The sequence below is a fragment of the Embleya australiensis genome (assembly GCF_051903075.1).
GTDB lineage: Bacteria > Actinomycetota > Actinomycetes > Streptomycetales > Streptomycetaceae > Embleya.
In genome coordinates this window covers 2,484,440-2,504,251 of sequence record NZ_CP182423.1, presented here as the reverse complement: position 1 = coordinate 2,504,251, position 19,812 = coordinate 2,484,440, and the positions used below count along the sequence as shown (strand labels likewise).

General features: G+C 73.2%; 13 protein-coding genes. 6 read left to right on the top strand and 7 right to left on the bottom strand.

All coding sequences use genetic code 11. The features are described 5' to 3' along the window. Positions 1–793 precede the first annotated feature (793 nt). A complete protein-coding gene (locus tag ACMXN5_RS41180) occupies positions 794–1,303 on the top strand; it encodes a cupin domain-containing protein (RefSeq protein ID WP_380034758.1) in 510 nt (169 codons plus the stop codon). Positions 1,304–1,376: 73 nt separating this feature from the next. Here ACMXN5_RS41180 and ACMXN5_RS41175 read toward each other — a convergent pair whose 3' ends face one another. Further along, the gene (locus ACMXN5_RS41175; RefSeq protein WP_439680000.1) at positions 1,377–1,817 is read right to left on the bottom strand and encodes a DUF2000 family protein; all 441 of its coding nucleotides are present in this window, start codon (positions 1,815–1,817) and stop codon (positions 1,377–1,379) included. Positions 1,818–1,867: 50 nt separating this feature from the next. Here ACMXN5_RS41175 and ACMXN5_RS41170 point away from each other — a divergent pair, with 50 nt between their 5' ends. Continuing rightward, positions 1,868–2,770, top strand: a complete 903-nt coding sequence (locus ACMXN5_RS41170) for an AraC family transcriptional regulator (RefSeq protein WP_439679999.1) — start codon at positions 1,868–1,870, stop codon at positions 2,768–2,770. A gap of 126 nt (positions 2,771–2,896) precedes the next feature. Next, positions 2,897–7,387 carry a hypothetical protein gene (locus ACMXN5_RS41165; protein ID WP_439679998.1) on the top strand — a complete coding sequence of 1,497 codons (4,491 nt, stop codon included), beginning with the start codon at positions 2,897–2,899 and terminating at the stop codon, positions 7,385–7,387. A gap of 35 nt (positions 7,388–7,422) precedes the next feature. On the opposite strand, the gene ACMXN5_RS41160 is transcribed toward ACMXN5_RS41165, so the two are convergent. Beyond that, complete coding sequence (locus ACMXN5_RS41160) at positions 7,423–8,445, bottom strand: ABC transporter substrate-binding protein (protein ID WP_395796219.1); 1,023 nt, start codon at positions 8,443–8,445, stop codon at positions 7,423–7,425. A gap of 224 nt (positions 8,446–8,669) precedes the next feature. Here ACMXN5_RS41160 and ACMXN5_RS41155 point away from each other — a divergent pair, with 224 nt between their 5' ends. Continuing rightward, on the top strand, positions 8,670–10,070 hold the full coding sequence (locus ACMXN5_RS41155; protein WP_439679997.1) for an aminotransferase class V-fold PLP-dependent enzyme: 1,401 nt from the start codon (positions 8,670–8,672) through the stop codon (positions 10,068–10,070). Between the two features lie 16 nt (positions 10,071–10,086). Here the strand turns inward: ACMXN5_RS41155 and ACMXN5_RS41150 are convergent, their stop codons facing one another. From ACMXN5_RS41150 to ACMXN5_RS41140, 3 genes are all read right to left on the bottom strand, one after another. Then, positions 10,087–11,853 (bottom strand): ATP-binding cassette domain-containing protein, encoded by a 1,767-nt coding sequence (locus ACMXN5_RS41150; RefSeq protein WP_439679996.1) that lies wholly within the window; start codon positions 11,851–11,853, stop codon positions 10,087–10,089. A gap of 120 nt (positions 11,854–11,973) precedes the next feature. Beyond that, entirely contained in the window at positions 11,974–14,910 is a 2,937-nt protein-coding gene (locus tag ACMXN5_RS41145; RefSeq protein WP_439681389.1) for a helix-turn-helix transcriptional regulator, read from the bottom strand. Between the two features lie 271 nt (positions 14,911–15,181). Next, the gene (locus ACMXN5_RS41140) at positions 15,182–15,757 is read right to left on the bottom strand and encodes a GNAT family N-acetyltransferase (RefSeq protein ID WP_439679995.1); all 576 of its coding nucleotides are present in this window, start codon (positions 15,755–15,757) and stop codon (positions 15,182–15,184) included. A 156-nt stretch (positions 15,758–15,913) separates the two neighbouring features. On the opposite strand from ACMXN5_RS41140, the gene ACMXN5_RS41135 reads away from it, so the two are divergent. Next, complete coding sequence (locus tag ACMXN5_RS41135) at positions 15,914–17,728, top strand: glycosyl transferase (RefSeq protein WP_439679994.1); 1,815 nt, start codon at positions 15,914–15,916, stop codon at positions 17,726–17,728. Between the two features lie 34 nt (positions 17,729–17,762). Here the strand turns inward: ACMXN5_RS41135 and ACMXN5_RS41130 are convergent, their stop codons facing one another. Then, complete coding sequence (locus ACMXN5_RS41130) at positions 17,763–18,200, bottom strand: hypothetical protein (RefSeq protein ID WP_439679993.1); 438 nt, start codon at positions 18,198–18,200, stop codon at positions 17,763–17,765. A 90-nt stretch (positions 18,201–18,290) separates the two neighbouring features. Here ACMXN5_RS41130 and ACMXN5_RS41125 point away from each other — a divergent pair, with 90 nt between their 5' ends. After that, positions 18,291–18,944 (top strand): histone deacetylase, encoded by a 654-nt coding sequence (locus ACMXN5_RS41125; protein ID WP_439679992.1) that lies wholly within the window; start codon positions 18,291–18,293, stop codon positions 18,942–18,944. Between the two features lie 7 nt (positions 18,945–18,951). Here ACMXN5_RS41125 and ACMXN5_RS41120 read toward each other — a convergent pair whose 3' ends face one another. Then, entirely contained in the window at positions 18,952–19,677 is a 726-nt protein-coding gene (locus ACMXN5_RS41120) for a flavodoxin family protein (RefSeq protein WP_439679991.1), read from the bottom strand. Between the last annotated feature and the right edge of the window lie 135 nt (positions 19,678–19,812).

The window sequence follows — 19,812 nt, the reverse complement described above, 5'->3', positions numbered from 1 at the left end:
CTGCGACCGCCTCCACGCTGTGGTCCTCCCAATACCGCAGCACCACCACCGCCCGGTCCCTCGGCGCCAACCGCATCAGCGCGTCGATCAGGGTCAGCCGTACGTCCGGGAGATCGGCATCGGCGGCCGTGTCGGGGCGGCGCTCCAGGCCCGCCGCGTCGATGCCGGGCAGCTCGGTGGAACCGAGTCGGCGCCTGCGGTCCAGGTAGGCGTTCAGGAGCACCCGCTTCGCGTACGCGTGCGGCTGGTCGGTGTGCTCTATGCGGCGCCCGTCGCGGCGCTGCCGTCCCATCCCGACCTCCCCTCCTGTCGCGTCCGTCCCTGATCCATACGCATCCGGAGGAGGGGGCGGATGCACGTGTCCTGCGCCACAGCGCGGACGGGTCGGCCGGGGGTCGCCCTCGCGGACTCGTACGCGTGTCGCAATCGGTCCCCCAATTGGCATGTCGGGCCGGTCATACCGACATCGAACGGGCCATACGTTGGTTCGGTCGACGCGAAGTAGGCGTCCGGGACTCCTTCGGGGGCGCGGGAGGGGTTTCGCCGTCACGGGGCGGCGAAACCCCTCCCTTGTTTGTGCGGGGTTGACCGAGGGCGGGAAATTGACCCATCATTTCGTCCTCGAAATGCACCATTGTGAGGGTCGAAAGCGGCCGTAGATTGGTGTCAACGAACGGCGGGGCCGGGCGCCGAGGAAGCAGCGAAGCGCCCCCACCGTCCGTACGCATCACCTCGATCGGCACCGGTCGACCGGTTCACCGCTCTCCCGCACGTCCGTACGCAAGGAGCCACCATGTCCGCGAACACCTCGAACACCGCCGCCGCCACCACCGGCGAGGTCCCCGTCCTGGTCCGTACCCGGGACGCCGAGATCATCCAGGACGGTCCGACCAGCCTGATCACGCTGCTGGCCGACACCCCCGGGCTGACCGCGAACCTGGCCACGTTCCGCAAGGGCTCGCCGGGCGCGCCCGCGCACTTCCACACCCGGGCGAGCGAGATGTTCCACGTCACCGAGGGCACCATGCGCATCCTGCTCGGCGAGGAGATCGTGACCCTGGAGACGGGCGACTTCCTCCTCGTGCCGCCGAACACCACGCACGCCTTCGCCCCGGCCCCGGACACCGAGGCCAAGATGCTGGTGGTCTTCACGCCCGGCATGGACCGCTTCGACTACTACCGCCTGCTGGAGCGGGTGCACCGCGGCGAGGCCGACTTCGCCGAACTGCGCGCGACGTCCGAGCGGTTCGACAACCACTACGTCGACAGCCCCGTGTGGCGCGAGGCCATCGCCGGGAAGTGAACCCACGCACCATGACGCAGGGCCCGGACCACCTCACGTGGTCCGGGCCCTGCGTGTTTCACGCGGACACCCCCTACGGGTGCATCGCCGCGCCCTTGCAGACCTTGTCCACCGCGTTGCGCGGCCCGTACACGGCGATGCCGACCAGGTCCAGATCGGCGCGCGGCACCGCCCGCACCGCCGCGCGGTTGTCCCGGTCGTTGCCGGTGGCGAACAGGTCCGAGGTGAACACCGCCACCGACAGGTCCCGGCCGAGGGCGCGGGTGTGCGCCGTGTTCAGCAGTTCCTTCCCGGCCTCGAAGATCAGTACCGGCTGGCGGAACATCGGCAGGTACGCGGTGTCGTCGGCGTCCGTGTACGGCTCGCCGATCACCTCCGGCACCCGGGTGCCCAGGCCACTGACCAGGAACGCCGTCACGTTCAGTCGTTGCCAGGCGGCCAGGTCCTCGCGCAGCAGGACGGCGATCTTGGTGTCGAAACGGATGGGCGCGTTCTCGGCGTGCTCGGATTCCATGCCCGGAAGTCTTCCGGGGCCCGCATCGGCCCGTCTTGTACGATCCTGACATGGTTGCCGGTGCGGAACTCGTGGCATGGCGGCCACCGGTGGCCGGCGTCACCGAGGTGCTGCACGCACACATGACCGACCACGCCTACCCGATGCACACACACGCCGCGTGGACGTTGCTGATCGTCGACGACGGCATGATCCGCTACGACCTGGACCGGCACGAACACGGTGTGTTGCGACAGACCGTGAGCCTGCTGCCGCCACATGTGCCGCACAACGGCGCCGCGGCCACCGCGACCGGGTTCCATAAGCGGGTGTTGTATCTGGACTCCTCGCACCTGCCCCACTCCCTGATCGGCCCGGCCGTGGACCGACCGGTGTTCGACGATCCGGAATTGCGCCTCCGGCTGGATCGGCTGCACCTGTCGCTGGCCTGTGCCGGCGAGGAGTTGGAGACCGAGAGCAGGCTCGCGTTCATCGCCGAGCGGCTGCGCACCCACCTGCGGGGCCGGGTCGGCGCACCGCCGGAGGTGCGCGATCCGGGCCTGGCCCGCCGATTGCGGGACCTGCTGGACGAGCGTTACGTCGAAGGTGTCACGCTGCGCGAGGCGGCCGAGGTGCTGTACGCGCATCCCACCCATCTGATCCGGGCCTTCGGCCGGGAGTTCGGCATCGGCCCGCACCAGTATCTGACCGGCCGTCGGGTCGACCTGGCCCGCACGCTCCTGCTCGACGGCATGCCTGCGCACACCGTCGCCACCGCCGCGGGATTTTATGATCAGTCGCATCTGAACCGGCACTTCAGGCGTGTATTGGGTACCAGCCCGGGCCGGTTCGCGCGGATCGGGGCCGGTGCGGTCGCGATGCGCGGGCGCTCGTCGGCGATCCCTACGACCGCCCCGGGCGATCGCCGCCGACCTCGGCCCGCGCCCCTGTCCGGCACCCCTGTCGGCCCCTGACCGGTCCGCGCTCGACGGCCGATCGTCGGTGAGCTGTGGTGGGGTGGCCCTCGCGATGCCGCCCGGAACCCGGGCGGGAACACGGCGGACGGCCGGTGGGTCCGACAAGCAAAGGGGAGGCGAACAGTGACGCAGGAAGCCGCGCGGCGATCCGACCCGGCCGCGGAGGTGCTGCTCGGACTCGCGGTGGCGAGCGGCGAGCCGGGCGACGCGGGCCGGCTGCGGCATCGACTCGGCGTGCGCGAGCCGGCCTGGTTGGCCGATGCGGCGCTGCCGATCACCGCACGTCGTCGGGCGGTGCGCGATCCGGACGTGCCGGTGCGCCGCGCGGTGGCGCGCAACCCCCGGGCCACCCCGGCCGATCTGGCCGCGCTCCTGGAACGGCCCGACCCGGTCGTCGATCGCCTGGTCTACCGGCACGCCACCGCGCTGCCGTGGATGCGCCGGGAGATCCTCGCCCCGGGCCGACACCCGGATGCGAGCGCCCTCGCGGTGTTGTGGGAGGAGATCCGCGCCTGTGCCGAAGACCCGCCGGACCATCCGCACTTCGTCGGCGCGGCGGTGGTCTCCGGCATCCCGGCGCTGATCGAGCACGCACTGCGCACCCAGGGCGCGCGGCTGACCCGCGCCGAGCAACTGCGCGGTCTGCTCGGCATGTTCGCCGAGCCGGAGCGGCTGCGCGCGCTGCTCGGCGAGGTGCGGTTTCGGCCCGGCGTGCCGTCCGAGCCCGGCAGCGCACCCGGGCCCGGTGTCGCCGACCTCGCCGCCGCCGCGCTCGCGTCCGGGGACGACGGGCCGCTGCGGGCCGCGGTGCTCGCCGCGGAGGGCTCGGCCGGGTTGATCGCGGGGCTGCGGGCCCGCGAGCCGGAGCCGACCTGGCGCCGGCACGTCGACTGGACCCGGCTGCCGGCCGCGCACCGCGCCGACCCGCTGCCCGAGTCGGCCGCCGTCGCGCTGGCCGCCCGGCCGGACTGTCCCGAGGTGCTGCTCGCCGAGTTGTATCGGGCCCACCCGGCCGCGGTGGCGCACGTCGCCCGCCCCTCGGTCGCCCTCCTGGAGGCCGCGGCGCACCTGCCGGGCCATGTCGAGGCGACCCGGATCGCCGCCGCTGCCGCCGCGTCCGGACTGGCCGACGAACGACACGCCGCGCCGATACCGAGCCGCGTGGCCCCCGCCCGCGTCGGGGTGGCCATGCTCGCCGAACTCCCGCCCGGCCGCCCGCTCGCCGAGCTGATCCACCGTCACCTGGGTTGTTCGGCCGACCGCTGGGCCGCCCTGCGCGGCGCGCTGTCCCGCTACCGGGGCACCCTGGCCGACCTGCTGACGGGCATCGCCGACGGCACCGTGCCCGGCTCCGGAAACGCCCCTCCTCCGGCGCTGTCCCGGTCCTACCGCTTCCTGCTCCACGCCGCCCCGCCCGAGGATCTACGCGCCCTGCTGCCGCACCTGCCCGACGAGTTGCTGCGCGACCTGCTCGGGCGCGGCCCGCTCCCCGAGCACGTCTTCGAGGCCGCCCTCGCCGGCCGCGACCCGAGAGTCTGCGCAGCGTCGGCGGCCAACTCGGGCCTGGATCCGCGCCGGCTGGGCCGGCTCGTCGGGCTGGACGAACCCCACGTGAACGCCGCGGTGTATCGCAACCACCACTGCCCGCTCACCCTGCGCCGCCGCATCGCCTCGGGCATGCCGCGCACCGCGGGTCGGACCGAACCGGTGCCACTGGACCCGGTGTTGCGCGCCGAACTGCTCGACTGCGCGGACCAGCGCCGACTCACCCCGCTGGTGATCAGCGGCGACCCGGAGCTGGTGCACGCCGCGCTGTACGCGTTGCCCTCCGCCGACGCGCGGGCGTTCGCGTTCCTGAAGGTGTGGCAACGCGGCGGCCCCGACGCGGCCCGGCGCCTGGTGGAACTGATCGGCGGACTCGGGCCGCACCGGGCCGACGCCCTCCCGGACCACCTCGAATCCGCGGATGGGCCGGGCCGGTTGGGCGCGGTGCGCATCCCGTACGAGGACCCCGACGCCCTGCCGAACGTGCTGGCCGGCGCGCGCGGGCGCAACGCCACCCGCCGGCTCCTGGCCACGCTGGTGCACGAGCCGTACGCGTACGACCTGCCGCGCCTGGTCGCCCGGCATCGGGAAACGCCGTTCGCGCCCGAGTCGATCGACGAACTGCTGCGCCACGAGGACGCCGTCGGCGAACCGACCCGCCTGCTGCGCCTCGCGGTGGTCAACCGGGCCTGCGGGACCACCGCCGAGGACCTGAACCGCGAGCCGATCGACCGGCTGCGCGAGGTCGCCTTCCACCGCACCGACGCCGGCTGGGTGAACGACTGCGTCGAGCACGAACTTCTGGATCCGATACGCCTGGTGGACACCGCCCGCCCGGCCGGCGAGGTGCTGCGCGCGCTGCCCAAGCTGACCCGGGACACCGTCGCCGCACCGGTCCGGGCCCGGATCGGCGCGCTGGTGCGGACCCGGCTCGCCGGGCACGTCGAGGCGACCGTGATCGCGCTGGGCCTGCTCGACTCGTTCGCCGGCACCGTCGGCGAGCTGATCGATGTCGCCGCACAGGCCGCCGGACCGCCGCCCGAACCCGGGCAACGCGCCGCCGCCGACGCCGAGATCGCCGAATCGGCCCGCGAACTGGCCGCGTCCACGCCGGCGTCGCGCACCCCCGAGCGGGTCGGGCCGACGTTGCCGACCCGGTGCGGGCGACGCGGCGCCCCGGACCGCAGTTGTGCGCTGGCCGCCGCGCATCTGTTGCGCTCGATGGTGCCGGGCGCGCCGATCCCCACCGATCCGGCCGTGCTCACGGTCTTCGCGGAGACCCCGGAGGCGGATGTACCCGGGCTGGCCCACCCGGACTGGCTGCGCGCGGCCTGCGCGGCGGCTCCCGTGGACCTGCCGCGCGAGCGGTTGGCCCGGCGCGATCCGGTCGGCTTCCGCGCCGGCGCCTCGGTCTCGGTGCGCTACCGCGCCGGGCTGGTCGGCCCCGCCGAGTTGATCGCCGGCACCCCCGCCCGCGCGTTGAGCACCGCGCGGCCGGGCGAGTTCTCCCAGCTCGCCCGGGAACCGCTGACCCGGGCGGTGCGCGCGCTGCTCGCCGAACACCTCGGCCACGACCCGCGCCGCTGGCTCGCCGCACTGGCGGTGATGGACAGCGACGGCGGCGAACTGCCGCTGCCCAAGCTCCTTGAGCGCGTCACCGCCGGCGCCCCGGAGCCGCCGGGGGACGGGCCGCCCGCGGTGCTCTCCGACGCCGGGTCGGCGCTGCTCGTCTACGCCGACGTGCGGGTGCTGCGCGCCGTCCTGCCGCTGCTCGCGCCCGGCGCGCCGAGCATCCTGGCCCGCGACGCCGAGCGGGGTCGGCATGTCAGCGCCGACCTGGTCGAGTACGTGCTCGGCCTGACCGACGTCGAGCCCGCGCTAATCCTGGCCGAGGGCGACGCCCGCTCGCCGCACACCCGACACGTGCGCGAACGCCTGCTGGCCCGGCGCGATCCGGCGCTGGACGACCGGCTGTACGGCGATGTGAAGCGGCGCGGCGACGTGGCCGAGCGGCGGCGGATCCTGGCCCGCGCGGCGGACGACCCCCGGCCGCTGTCCGCCGCGCTGCGGGCCCGGCTGCTCGAACCCGGCGTGTTCTCGGCGTATTGGGTGGACGCGCTGCGGGTCGCCGTCGAGGCGGCCGACGCGGACGTGGTCGAATCGGCGCTGGCCGCGATGTCCGGGAAGTTGTCCCTGCTGGACCAACTGCTCGCGGCCCGGAGCGTGTTGCGCTTCGGCGGCGCGCGTCGGCTACGCGCGGTGATCGATCGTGGCCTCCTGGGCAGCGGCGCGGCCAGGATCGCCGGCAAGGCACTGGAGGCGCACGATCGGGCGCTCGACGCCGGGGGGCGGGCCGGGCTCGACGTGTCCCCGCCGGCGCGCGCCGCGCTCGACGCCGGGTCGGCGGTGCTGAGCGAGCGGGTCGAGCGGGAGTCGTCGCCGGCCCGGCTGGTGGCCCGGCTGCGCGGGTGCCGGCGGCTGCCGGACGCGGAGCGGGTCCTGGATCGGCCGTACCGGCGCGACTGGGCGCTGCTGGCGCGAGAGCACGCGCGCGAGCCGTGGCCGGCGGGCGTGCGGCACGCGCTCGCGACCCGGCCGGACGCGCCCGACGAGATCGTGCTGTCGATGCTGGCCGACCTGCATCCGGCGGAGGCGTTCGCCGCGGCCCGGCGCGGTCCGCGCGCCGCCCGCGCCGTCACCGCGCTGGTGGTGCCCGACGGCGGCACCGCCGAGTGGCACGCGGAGGTGGAACGCCTGGTCGAGGCGGGCCTGTTGACCGGCCGCGACCTGGTGCACGAGGTCGGCCACGCGGAACGGGCGCTGCGCTACCTCGCCGACGCCCGGGCCCGGGTCGACCTGGCCGGTCCGGTGCGCGCGGCGGTCGACGCGGCATACGAGGAGGTCGCCGTACTGGCCGTCGACCTGCTGGGCACCGAGGACCGCTCGTGGCAACGCCTGTTCGCCGCACTGACCGAACAGGACGAACACTGGCGCCGCGCACACGGCCCGGCCGCCGGCATCGCCGGCCTGCTGACATACGCGGCCCGCGAACCGCTGGGACCGGCCTGACACGGGCCGGTCCCGCCGGCGCGGTGGGAGCGGCCTCAGCCGGCCAGGTTCTTCTCCAGGTCGCCCAGGATCGAGTTCGCCGCGACCACGCCGAGGCCGAGGTACCAGGTCTCGTCGGGGACGGTGACGGCCTTGCCCTTCTCCACCGCGCCGAGCTTCTTCCACAGCGGGTTGTCGGTGACCCTGCCCTGCGCGGTCTTGTCCGCCGGGCCGTAGGTGCCGACGAAGATCCGGTCGGCGTCCGCCTCGGTGATCCGCTCCTCGGACAGCTCCACCGCCAGGTCGTCGATGTTCTGGTTGGCCGGGCGCGGCAGGCCGACGTCCTGGAGCACCGTGCCGATCAGCGACTTGTTCGCGTACAGGCGGATCTTGCCCGGCATGAACCGCACCATCGAGATGGTCGGCTTGTTCGGACCGAGCTTCTCGCCGAGCGCCTTGGCCCGGGCCTGGTAGGCGTCCAGCTGCTGCTTCGCCTCGGCGGTCTTGTCCAGCGCCGCGGCGTTGAGCAGGAAGTTCTCCTTCCAGGTGTAGCCGGGGCGCACGGAGAACACGGTCGGCGCGATCTTGGCCAGCGTGGCGTACTGCTGTTCGGCGCGCAGCTTGCTGCCCAGGATCAGGTCGGGCTTCAGGTTCTCGATCGCCTCGAGGTTGAGGCTGTTGATCGTGCCGACCTTGGCCGGCTTGCCGGCCTTGCCCTCCAAGTAGGCGGGCAGTTCCTGGGAGCCGTCGGTGAACGCGACGCCGACCGGCTGCACACCGAGCGCGGCGACGTTGTCCAACTCGCCGGTGTCCAGCACGACGACCCGCTTCGGCCGCTCCTTCAGGACCACGTCGCCCATCGCGGTACGGATGGTGCGCGGGTACTGCCCCGGCGCCGCGTCGGTGCCCAGGCCTGTGGTGACCTGGCCGGCGTTGCCGAACTCCTTGCCGCCGGCGGCGACGGCGGGCTTGCCGCCCTTGTTCCCGTCGGACGAGTCCGAGCTGCCGCAGGCCCCGGTGAGCAGGGCGGCGGACAGGGTCACGGCGACGGCGGCGATCCGGCGGCGGGGTATCGGCATGGGTGCTGGTTCCTTGGCGCGTGGGGGACGCGGGTCGAACGCCGTGGTACGGCGGCGATCGACCCACCTGTGTTCAGGTAAGGCTTACCTTGCCTCACCCTAGAGGATGGTTGGCGCGGAACCGCCATCAGGGGTGAGAACGGGCATCCGGAACACGCGGTCGCACCCGTTGACGTGCGCTCCGCGAGGGCGCGAGACTCGGACATTCGGGGGAGGTGGGGACCGTGGGAAGCGCCGAGCCGACCGGACCGCCGGACTTCGAGGCGATCCGCCGTACGGAATACGGCTACCTCGACGACCAGGGCCTCGTCTACCTCGACCACACCGGCGCCGGCCTGGCCGCACGCCGCCAGTGGCAGGCGCACGCCGCACGCATGGCGGGCCGTACCTACGGCAATCCGCACTCCGAACACCCGGCGTCGGTCGCCTCCACGGACCTGGTCGAGCACACCCGCCGGGCGATCCTGGCGCACTTCAACGCCGATCCGGACCGCTACGCGGCGGTGTTCACCGCGAACGCCACCGGCGCCTGCCGACTGGTCGGCGAGGCCTACCCGTTCCGGCGCGGCACCCGGTTCGTCCTGCCGATCGACAACCACAACTCGGTGAACGGGATCCGCGAGTACGCTCGCGCCCGGGGCGCGCGCACCGAGTACATCGGCCTGTCCGGTCCCGAACTGCGCCTGGACGGCGAACGATTACGCGCCACGCTGGCCCGCCGCCGGGGCCTGTTCGCGTTCCCCGCGCAGAGCAACTTCACCGGCGTACGCCACCCCCTGGAGTGGATCGACGTCGCCCACGAGCACGGCTGGGAGGTACTGCTCGACGCCGCCGCGTACGCCCCCACCAACGTGCTCGATCTGGCCGTCGTACAACCGGAGTTCGTCGCCGTCAGCTGGTACAAGGTGTTCGGCTACCCGACCGGCGTGGGCGCGCTGATCGCGCGTCGGGACGCGCTGGCCCGGCTGCGTCGGCCGTGGTTCGCCGGCGGCACGATCGAGGCGGTCAGTGCGCAGGGCGGCTGGCATCGCATGGCCGACGACGAGTCCGCGTACGAGGACGGCACGCTCAACTTCCTGGCCGTTCCCGACGTGGCGCAGGGCCTGGCCTGGGTCGAGGAGGTGGGGATGACGGCGATCCACGAGCGGGTCGCCGCGTTGACCGCGCATCTGCTGGCCGGATTGGCCGAGTTGCACCATCACGGCGGCGAGCCGCTGGTGCGGGTGTACGGGCCGGGCACGACGGACGAGCGGGGTGCGACGGTGGCGCTCAACGTCCTGGACGCCGCCGGGCACGTGGTGGACGAGCGGGTCGTGGCGCGTGACACCGCCGCCGCCCGGATCTGCGTGCGCACCGGCTGCTTCTGCAATCCCGGCGCGGGCGAGGCGGCGTTCGCGATCGGCCGACGCACGCTGCGCGGCGCGGTGTTGCGCACCGCCGCGTCCGGCGGCACCCTCGACGACTATCTGACCCGGCTCGGTCTGCCCTCCGGCGGCGCGGTCCGGGTCTCGCTCGGCCTGCCGTCCACCCGCGCCGACGTGGACGCCTTCCTCGACTTCCTGGTCCGCGCCTACCGCGACCGAGCGGTCGACCCGAACGGACTGGCCCCGCGCCTGCGCTGTTGACCACGCCCGCGCACGCTCACCGCCCGGCCCGGGGGCAGCGGCGGGCCAGCACGACGCAGGTCGCGGCCACGAACAGCGCGGCGCAGCCCGCGAGTACCGCCCAGCCGAGCAGTGGCGAGTGGTCGAAGCTGTCCCCGTACGAGGCGAGCAGCGGCGGTCCGAGCGGGGAACGGCTGTGCGCCCAGCGGCCGGACAGGTCCAGGTCGCTGCCCAGGGCCTCGAACGCCCACCGGTTGGTCATCGCGTAGCTGAGGGTGTGTCCGATCGCGGGCATCCGGGGCACCGGGACGAACGCGCCGGAGAAGAGCACCTGGGGAAAACACAGCAACGGCAACATCAGCGTGGCCTGGCCCACTTCGGTCACCGCGGCGGAGGTCAGCAGCCCGAGCGCGAGCGCCGCGGCCGAGGCGAGCAGCAGCGTCACCAGGAGGGATCCGTACACGCTCCAGGACGCGGCGGGCAGCCGGTTCATCCCGCGCAGCACGGCGAGCAGCAGTACGTCGGCCAGTACCAGAATCGGGAGCAGCACGGTGAACTTGGCCGCGAGGTACGGCCCGATCCGCAGCACGGTCAGCCGTTCGCGGCGCACGATCGGCAGTTCCACGCAGATCTGCAACAGCCCGTAGGTCAGCCCGAAGAAGAAGCCGCCGAACGCGATCCAGAACAGGATCATCGCCGCTCCGGACGGGCTCGGCGCGAGCGGGTCGAAGGCGCCGGGGCGAAAGAGCATCGCGAACATGGCCACGATCACCAGCGGCGAGCCGATCAGCATCGCGGCGGTCAGCCGGTCCCGGGTGATCAGTTCGAGATCGCGGCGGGCCAGGATCGACCATTGGCGCAGCGGGTGATCGGCCTTTCCGGCGCCACGGGCCGGGCCCGGCCTGCGGACTGCCGGGGGTTTCGGGGCGGCGGAACGTGGCTCGGCCGGGTAATCGGGTGTGGGCACCGACCCGGCGACCGGGCCCGACCTGCCTCCCGGTCCGGCTGTCCGCTCCAACTCCGGTTCCAGAGCGCCCACTTCGGGTTCGAGCAGCAGTTCCGGCTCACGGCCCGCGTCCACGCTCGCCCCTCGGGACGCCACCGCGGCGTACACGTCGGCCTCGGTCGCCACGCCGAAGTGCGCGCACATCGCCCGGGGATCGCCGACGTAGGCGGGCCGTCCGTCGGGCGCCAGGAACGCCACCCGGTCGCAGCGGGCCAGGTCGGCCGGGGCGTGTGTGGTGAGCACGACGGTGGTGCCCGCGCGGGCCAACTCGTGCAGCAGGTCCATCAGTTCGGCTGCGGCGGCCGGATCCAGGCCGGACGTCGGCTCGTCCAGGAACAACACCCTGGGCCGGGTCAGCAACTCCACCGCGATGCTGGCCCGCTTGCGCTCGCCGCCGCTGAGCGTGCCCACCCGCTGACCCGCGCGCGCGGTCAGCCCGAGCGCGGCCAGGGTGCGCTCGACGGCGTCGGCCGGCCCCTCGTCGGCCGGTGCGCGCAGCGCCGCCGCGTAGCGCAGGCTGTGCGCCAACGGCAGCGCGCGGTGCAGGATGTCGTCCTGCGGGACATAGCCCAGGCCGCGCGCGTCGGGCCGCCCACCGTCGTGCCGCACCTCGCCCGCACTCGGCGCCCGGATCCCGGCCAGGGTGTCCAGGAGCGTGGTCTTGCCCGACCCGCTGCCGCCCGCGATCGCCGACACCTCACCGGCCTCGGCGACCATCGAGACGCCGCGAAGCACGGTCCGCCCGCCGACCGTTCGCTCCACATCGCACGCCGCGACCCGGATCCCGTGCCCTGCCATGAGCGCCCCCCGACGACTGCCCCCGAACCATCGACGGGTCATGTATAGCCCGTGCAACCGGCCCCGGACACCCCGCTCGGTGTGATCGGTATCGGGTTGCCGAGGTTCGTCGGCGCCGGGTCAGTCGTCCAGCAGCCGCATCCGGTGGGCCAGCGCGGCGGCCTCGCCGCGGGTGGCCACCTCCAACTTGGCCAGGATGTTGGACACGTGCACGCTCGCCGTCTTGACGCTGATGAACAACGTCTCGGCGATCTGCCGGTTGCTCCGCCCGTCCACGAGCAGGCCCAGCACCTCCTGCTCACGGGGCGTCAGATCGCCCGCCTGGTGCGCCGATCGGGCCGCGGCCGGGCTCGCGCCGGCGCGGCCGAAAGGTTCGAGTCGGGCCCGTCGGGCGAGCAGTTCGATACGTTCGCGCAGCGGCACGGCACCCAGGCGCACCGCCGTCTCGTGGGCCCGGCCGAGCACCTCGGCGGCGGCCGCCCGCTCGCCGGCGGCGACAAGCGCGGCGCCGAGGTCGGCCTGTGCCTGCGCGGTGGGATAGGGCTGCGTGGTCGCCTCCCAGCCCGCCACCACCTCGCGCCATCGGTCCACGGTGTCGGTGCCCTCGACGCGGTCCAGGCACGCGGTCAGGGTGCGTGCCTGGGTGCGGTCCAGCGCGCAGTCCTGGGCCAGCGCCGCGCCGGCCGCCCGGATCCGGGCGAGGTCGGCGCGGATCGCCTCGGTCGGCTCGTCGTCGCCGTACGCGCGGGCCGCCTCGATCAGCAGCGGGAAGGCGAACCGCTGGTTGCCGACGCCGAAGCCGGCCCGCAGTTCCGCGTCCAGGATCTCGACCACCTCGGCGCGCCGGCCCTGCGCGCGGGCCAGCGCGATCGCGGCGCCGGACTGCGGGATGCGGTGTTGCGCCTCCTGGTGCCTGCCGCGTGCGCTCTCGCGCGCGTGGGTCAGCGGGGCCGCCGCCTCGGCGATGTCGCCGCGGACCAGGTGGGTCATGGCCAGCATGCGTTCGGCGTGGCCGGTGGCGCAGCCGTCGGCGTTGTGCTCGCGGATGTCGTCCACCGTCCGGGCCACCTCGTTCCAGCGGCCGAGCGAGAACAGGCTCTCCGCGAGGTTGCCCAGGAGGAACGCGCCGGTGTTGCGGACCACGCCACGTTCCCGGGACAGGTCGAGCGCGCGGTGGAGCGCGGCGACCGACTCCTCGTGCCGGCCGACGCCCTCCAGGACGGAGGCCCAGTTGCCGAGCACGTAGATCAGCGTGTCCGGCTTGCCGCCCGTCGCCGCCTCCGCGACGCGGACCGCCTCGATGCCGTACGCGAGTGCCTGCGTCTCGTCCGGCTCGCCGGACCCGGTCAGGAACCAGGACAGCGCCTGGAGCGTGCCGGCGATCATGTCCTGGTCGTCGAGCCGGCGGGCGATCTCCAGGACCTGCCGGGCGATCTGCAGGGCCTCCTGGACGTGCCCCTCCAGGAAGTGGGCGCGGGCGCTGCGCAGGGCCACGCCCGCGTACTCGATCGAGTCGGGTCGGTCCTGCAACAGGCTTTCGGCGTGCTCCAGTTCGACCATGCCGGAGCCGCGGCCCAGCCGGTTCAGCGACTTCGCCCGCTGGGTCCACAGCAGCGCCGCCCGGAGCGGGTCGCGCTCCTCGTCGACGAGGTCCAACGCGTGGCGCAACAGGGCGAGTTCACGATCGCCGGAGTTGTCGTAGCGGGCCGCGACGATGGCACCGTCCAGGACCTGTGCGAGCGTGGTGCCGGTGGACTCCTCCGGGTCGGGGACCATGTCCCACATCGCGATCGCCCGCTCGTACAGCTCCCGCGCCTCGCCGAAGGCGTACCGGTCGGCGGCGGCGACAGCCGCGGTCAGGCTCGCGGGCAGTGCCTCGGCGGGACGACCGGCGGCGGTCCAGTAGCGGGCCCGGCGCTCCACGTGGTCGCGGTGCGGGGACAGTTCGCCGCGCTCCACCAGGGCGTCGTGGGCCCGGGCGAACGCCGCGTACATCCGGGTGCGCTCGCCGGGCAGCAGGTCGCCGAGCGCCGCCTCGCCGACGAGCGCGTGCCGGAAGGTGTAGCCCTCGCCGTCCGCGTCGGAGACCAGGACGTGCCCCGACACGGCCGCGCGCAGCGCCGTCTCCAGGGTGTCCGGGTCGAGACCGGCCACCTCGGCGAGCAGCCGGTGCTCCACGCCGATGCCGCCGACGGCGGCCAGCCGAACCACACGGCGGGCCTGTTCGGGCAGTTGTTCGATCCGGATCAGGAGCAGGTCGCGGAGCGTGTCGGACAGGTCGGTGAGCCGCCCGTCGCGGATGCCGGCGGCCAGTTCCTCGACGAAGAACGCGTTGCCCTCGGAGCGTTCGAACACCTGCCGGGTGAGGGCGCGCGAGGGGGTCTCGCCGAGCAGGCCGGTGAGGTGCCTCTCCACCTGCGGCAGGGTGAGCCGGCCCAGCTCCACCCGGGCCACCGAGCGGATGCGTTCCAGCTCGGCGACCAGGCGGCGCATCGGGTGGCTGCGGTCCATCGCGTCCGCGCGCAGCGTGCCGACCAGCAGGATCCGTCCCCGGCGCAGCGAGCGGACCAGGAACGCGAGCAGTTCACGGGTGGCCGAGTCGGCCCAGTGCAGGTCCTCGAAGGCGATCACGAGGGTGCGGTCCTCGCCGGCGCGCTCCAGCAGGCGCAGCGCGGACTCGTACAGCCCGGCCCGCTCCGGGGCGGGGCCCACCACGGGTTCGGCGGCGAGCGTCGGCGAGATCCAGGCCAGCTCGCGGCGGCGGTCGCCGACCACGGCGTCGAAGTCGTCGCCGAGCGTGGTCGCCAACGCCCGCAGGATGGCCGAGAACGGCGCGAACGGCAGCCCCTCGGCACCCAGTTCGAAACAGGCCCCGACCGCGACCACGGTCGGCTGCGAGCGATCGGCGGCACCGGCCAAGAACTCGTCCAACAACCGGGTCTTCCCGACCCCGGCCTCCCCGGTGAGCAACACGACCCGGGGCTCCCCGCCATCGGCCTCGCCAAGCGCCTCGACAAGCCGCCCCATCTCGGACTCACGACCAACAAACAGCGGCATCCCGACAAGAACAGTCACACAACGCAGCTTCCCACGCCCCCTGACCAAACGAACGGCACGGGTAGCAACAACCCACCCCTCCGGCAGCCCGTCGGCCGGGCGGTCGGGGCGAGCAGGCGGGCAAGCCGAGCAGGCCGCCGCGCGGGAAGCGAGGAGCCAGGCAAGCGGGCCGGCGAGTAGGCGGGCGAGCCGGCCATCGGGCGGTGGGTGGGCTTTCGGACCGGCGGGTCCGGGGTGGGTGGGTGGGGGGTGGTGGGGGTGTGGCGCCGGGTCAGGTGGGGGTGGGTCGGGTTCGGTGGAGCCATTCGGTGCGGGTGATCGTGTATTCGACCTCGCCGTGTTCGGAGCCCTCGATCGGCTCGGGCCAGTTGTCGAAGTATGTGCGTCGCAGGGTCAGGCCCAGCTTTTCCAGCACCCGTCGCGAGGCCCGGTTCACGGACATCGTGTTCGCGGTCACCTCGTGCGGTCCCGGCTCGGCGAAGCCTCGGTCGAGCAGCGCCCCCGCACCCTCGGTCGCGTAGCCCAGCCCCCACGCGTCACGACGCAGGCGATATCCCAGCTCGACCACGTCGACACCGTTCTCGGCGAGCGGACGCAGCTCGAACCACGCAACGAACCGCCCACCGTCCCGCTCCCGCGCGGCCCAGAAGCCCGGCCGGCCCCACGCCGGGTACACGTGCCGCAACCGAGGCAGGACCCGCTCCCGAACGGCCTCGACCGACGTCGGCCGCCCGCCGTCGATGAAGCGCATGACCTCCGGGTCACCGTCCAACTCGACCAGATGCGTCAGGTCCGACTCGACGAACGCCCGCAACTCCAGCCGCGGCGTCTCCAGAAAGATCGACATCCCGCCATCCTGGCCGACGCCCCGGCGCCGAGCCGGCGAATTTACCCGTCCGGCGACCCCGGTGCCCGCTCGGCCGCCCGGCCCTCATACCATGGCCGGCGATCCTCTCGCCGCTGGGCGCTCATGGCGGGCAATCTCCCCGGAAGGACCCGATCCATGGCCGCCGTCGCGACCCGGCTCCGCATATCGTCCTGCCTCGCGCGCGCCGGTGGCATACGCGGCGGCCGCATACCCGGCGTGCGTGCCGGCGACCGGTGGGTCGCCGTCGGGTTCCTCCTGCTCGCCGTCTGGCTCTACCACGACCTCTGGGCCGATCTCGATCACGCCTACCTGGCCTCCGCCGGCCAGGACCAGAACATGTGGGAGTGGTTCTTCGACGCCACCGCCGACGCGGTGCGCGACCTGCGCGATCCGCTGATCTCGGACCTGCAGAACCACCCGCTGGGCGTCAACATGATGGCCAACACGGCCATGCTCGGCCTAGGCGTACCGCTGACCCCGGTGACCCTGCTGTTCGGCCCGACCAGCACATGGGCACTGGTGCTCACCGGCGGCCTGGCCGCAAGCGCGTTCGCCTGGTATCGCCTGTTCATCCGCCACCTCGTGCGACATCGCGCGGCGGCGGTGATCGCCGGCGGGTTCTGCGGGTTCGCGCCGCCGATCGTCGCGCACGGCAACGCACATCCGAACTTCGTCGTGCTCTTCGTGATCCCGCCGATCATCGGCGCGGTGATCCGGCTGTGGCGCGACGAACGGCCGGTGCGCAACGGCATCGTGCTCGGGCTGCTGATCGCGTTCCAGATCTTCATCGGCGAGGAACCCCTGGTGTTCGCCGCCACCGGCCTGGTGGTGTTCGGGTTCGCCTACGCACTGGCCCGCCCCGAGGCGGCCCGGGCGGCGGCCCGACCGCTGGGCACGGGACTGCTGATCGCCGCCGCCGTGTCGTTCGCACTGGTGGCGTATCCGCTCTGGGTGCAGTTCTTCGGGCCGCAGCACTACTCCTCGCTCGAACACGAGTCCGGCAACGACCTGGCCGCGTTCACCGCGTACGCGAGCGATTCCCTCGCCGGCGACCGGAGCAGCGCGGCGGCGCTGTCCGAGGGCCCGACCGAGGAGAACGCGTTCTTCGGCTGGCCGCTGATGATCCTCACCGGATTCCTCGTCGTCTGGCTGCGCCGCGAGGTGGTCGCGCGAGCGGCGACGATCACCGCCCTGGTCGCGGCACTGCTCTCGCTCGGGCTGCGGATCGTGGTCGACCACGAGAAGACCGGCATCCCGGGACCGTGGCAGCTGGTGAACAAGTTGCCGCTGTTCGAATCGATCCTGGAATCCCGGTACGCGATGGTCTGCGTCCCCGCGATCGCGGTCCTGCTGGCGATGGCCACCGACCGGGTACTGGCCTCGGTCCGGGATCGACCCGTCACCGAGCGCGAGTTGCCGGTACGGCTGATCTGGGCCGGCGTGCTGACCATGGCCCTGCTGCCGATCGCGCCCACCCCGCTGGACGTCGTCGACCGCCGCCCGGTACCGGCCTTCTTCGCCGACGGACGGTGGCGCCCGTACGTGGACCACGGGTCGGTGGTCGTGGTGCCGCTGCCGAGCGTGGTCGAGGCGTCCGCGTTGCACTGGCAGAGCGTGGCCGACCTGGGCTTCCCGCTCGCGGAGGGCTACTTCGTCGGCCCGTGGGGTCCCGACCGGGTGGGTGTGTACGGCGCCGACTACAGCCCGACCTCGGCGCTGCTCGGTCGGGTCGCCTCCGAGGGCAAGGTCCCCGAGATCACCGACGACCAGCGCCGCGAGGCCCGCGAGGACCTGGCCCGCTGGCGCGCCGACGTGGTCGTACTGCCCCGGCACCCGCACGGCGCGGAGCTGGCCGGCACCCTGACCGCGCTGCTCGGTCCGGGTCAACGGGTCGCCGACGTGCAGGTATGGGACGTACGACCGCTGGTGGCGGCGGCCCGGGCCGGATAGGCCGGGCCGAACCGGCCCGAAACCGCACACCGGATCAGCGGTATCTGGCCTCGATCTCGGCGAAGTACGCCTTGGCGAGCCGCAGAAACCGCGCTTCGCACAGCGCGATCTCGTCGCCGAGCCGATATCCCAGGACGGACCGCGCGGGATCCAGCCGGATCTGCGTGTCGCCGACCAGCCGACCGGCATGCGCCGTCAACGATCTGGCCAGCACCCGGACCTCGTTGACGGGGTTGCCGTCCTTCTTCTCCAGACTGCGGCTGCGGTTCGCGAAGAAATGGTCCAGGGCCAGGACCAGGTTGTTGAAGAACTCCGGCTCGAACGCCTCCAGCGCCGTCTCGAACCGTGTCGCGGCCGCGCCGGACAACCGCGCCCCCGTCGCCGCCAGTGCGTGATACGTGTCGACCTGGCGCTCGATCGAGGCCCGACACGCATCGATGTAGGTCTGGTCGTAGCGGTTCACGCACACCACGCCCGCCACCTCCCGATACTCGACTGCGTTATCCGACTGACGCGCCCCGTCCCGTGAATGTGACCGCGCACTCGCGCTACGCTGCCGGGCGTGTGTTCCGATCTGGTGTGGTATGTCGCGTACGGGTCCAACATGCACGCCGCCCGGCTCGACTGTTACCTGCGCGGCGGCCGGCCGCCCGGCGGCGTCCGGAACTATCCGGGATGCCGGGATCCGGCCGCACCGCGCGCGACGCGGCCGGTGGTGATACCGGGCCGGATGTACTTCGCCCTCGAGTCGAGGGTCTGGACCGGCGGAATGGCCCTGTACGACCCGCTGGACCCGGGTCGCACACCCGGCCGGGCATACCTGCTGACCCTCGGGCAGTTCGCCGACCTCGCCGCACAGGAGATGCACCGCGCCCCCGGGCGCGACCTCGACCTCGGCGACATGGCGACCACCGGCCGGGTGACCCTCGGCCCGGGCCGCTACGAGACGGTGGTCCGCGTCGGTACGGCCGACGGCCTGCCGATACTCACCCTGACCACGCCTTCCCGCAGCGCCGATGTGCCGTGGAACGCCCCCGCCGCCGCATATCTGCACCACCTGAGCGCCGGTCTCGGCGAGGCGCACGGCTGGTCCCGCCGGCGCGCCGCCCGCTACCTCGCCGGCTGCCCGGGCGCGGCCGGCACCTGGACCGAGGACACGATCGCCGTGCTGCCGAGCCCACCGGACCCGCCGTGCCCGCCCGGCCCGCCGAGTTGACCGTCCCTCAGCGATAGTCCGGATTCTCGAAGTCGTACCGGCACCCGGCGTCCCACCCCGCCCGCTGGTTGCCGTACGCCGGAATCCCACCCGCGTCCTTGAGCAGCCGGGCCAGGTGCAGCAGATTCCAGGTCATGAAGGTGGTGTTGCGGTTGGTGAAGTCGTTGTCCGGACCCCCCGACCCGGGATCCAGATACGACGGCCCCGGCCCGGCCTCGCCCATCCACCCCGCGTCCGCCTGCGGCGGGATGGTGTAGCCGAGGTGCTGAAGGCTGTACAGCACGTTCATCGCGCAGTGTTTGACGCCGTCCTCGTTCCCGGTGATCAGACAACCGCCGACCCGCCCGTAATAGGCGTACTGCCCGGCCTCGTTGAGCAGGCTGGAACACGCGTACAGCCGCTCCACCACCCGCTTGAGCACCGAACTGTTGTCGCCGAGCCAGATCGGCCCGGCCAGGACCAGGATGTCCGCGTCCATCACCCGCTCGTACAACTCCGGCCACTCGTCGCTCGGCCACCCGCGCTCGCGCATGTTCGGCCAGACCCCGGTGGCGATCTCGTGGTCCACCGCCCGGAACTCGTCGACCGCGACCCCGTGTCGGGTCATGATGCCGCGGCTGATGTCCACCAGGCCCTGGGTGTTGCTGACCTCCGGGGAACGTTTGAGGGTGCAGTTCACGAACAGCGCTCGCAGGTCGTCGTAGCGCGCGGGCGGTGGTCCGAAGTCGGGCATCGAAGGCTCCTCGTTTCTCGTGTCTCGTGTCTCTTGTCTCGAAGGCGGTGAACGGGGGTGACGCGGGGCCGGCGCGATGGACGACCGAGGACGTCCCGGCGCCGGCCTCTCGCATCCGATCACCCCGGGAGGGCA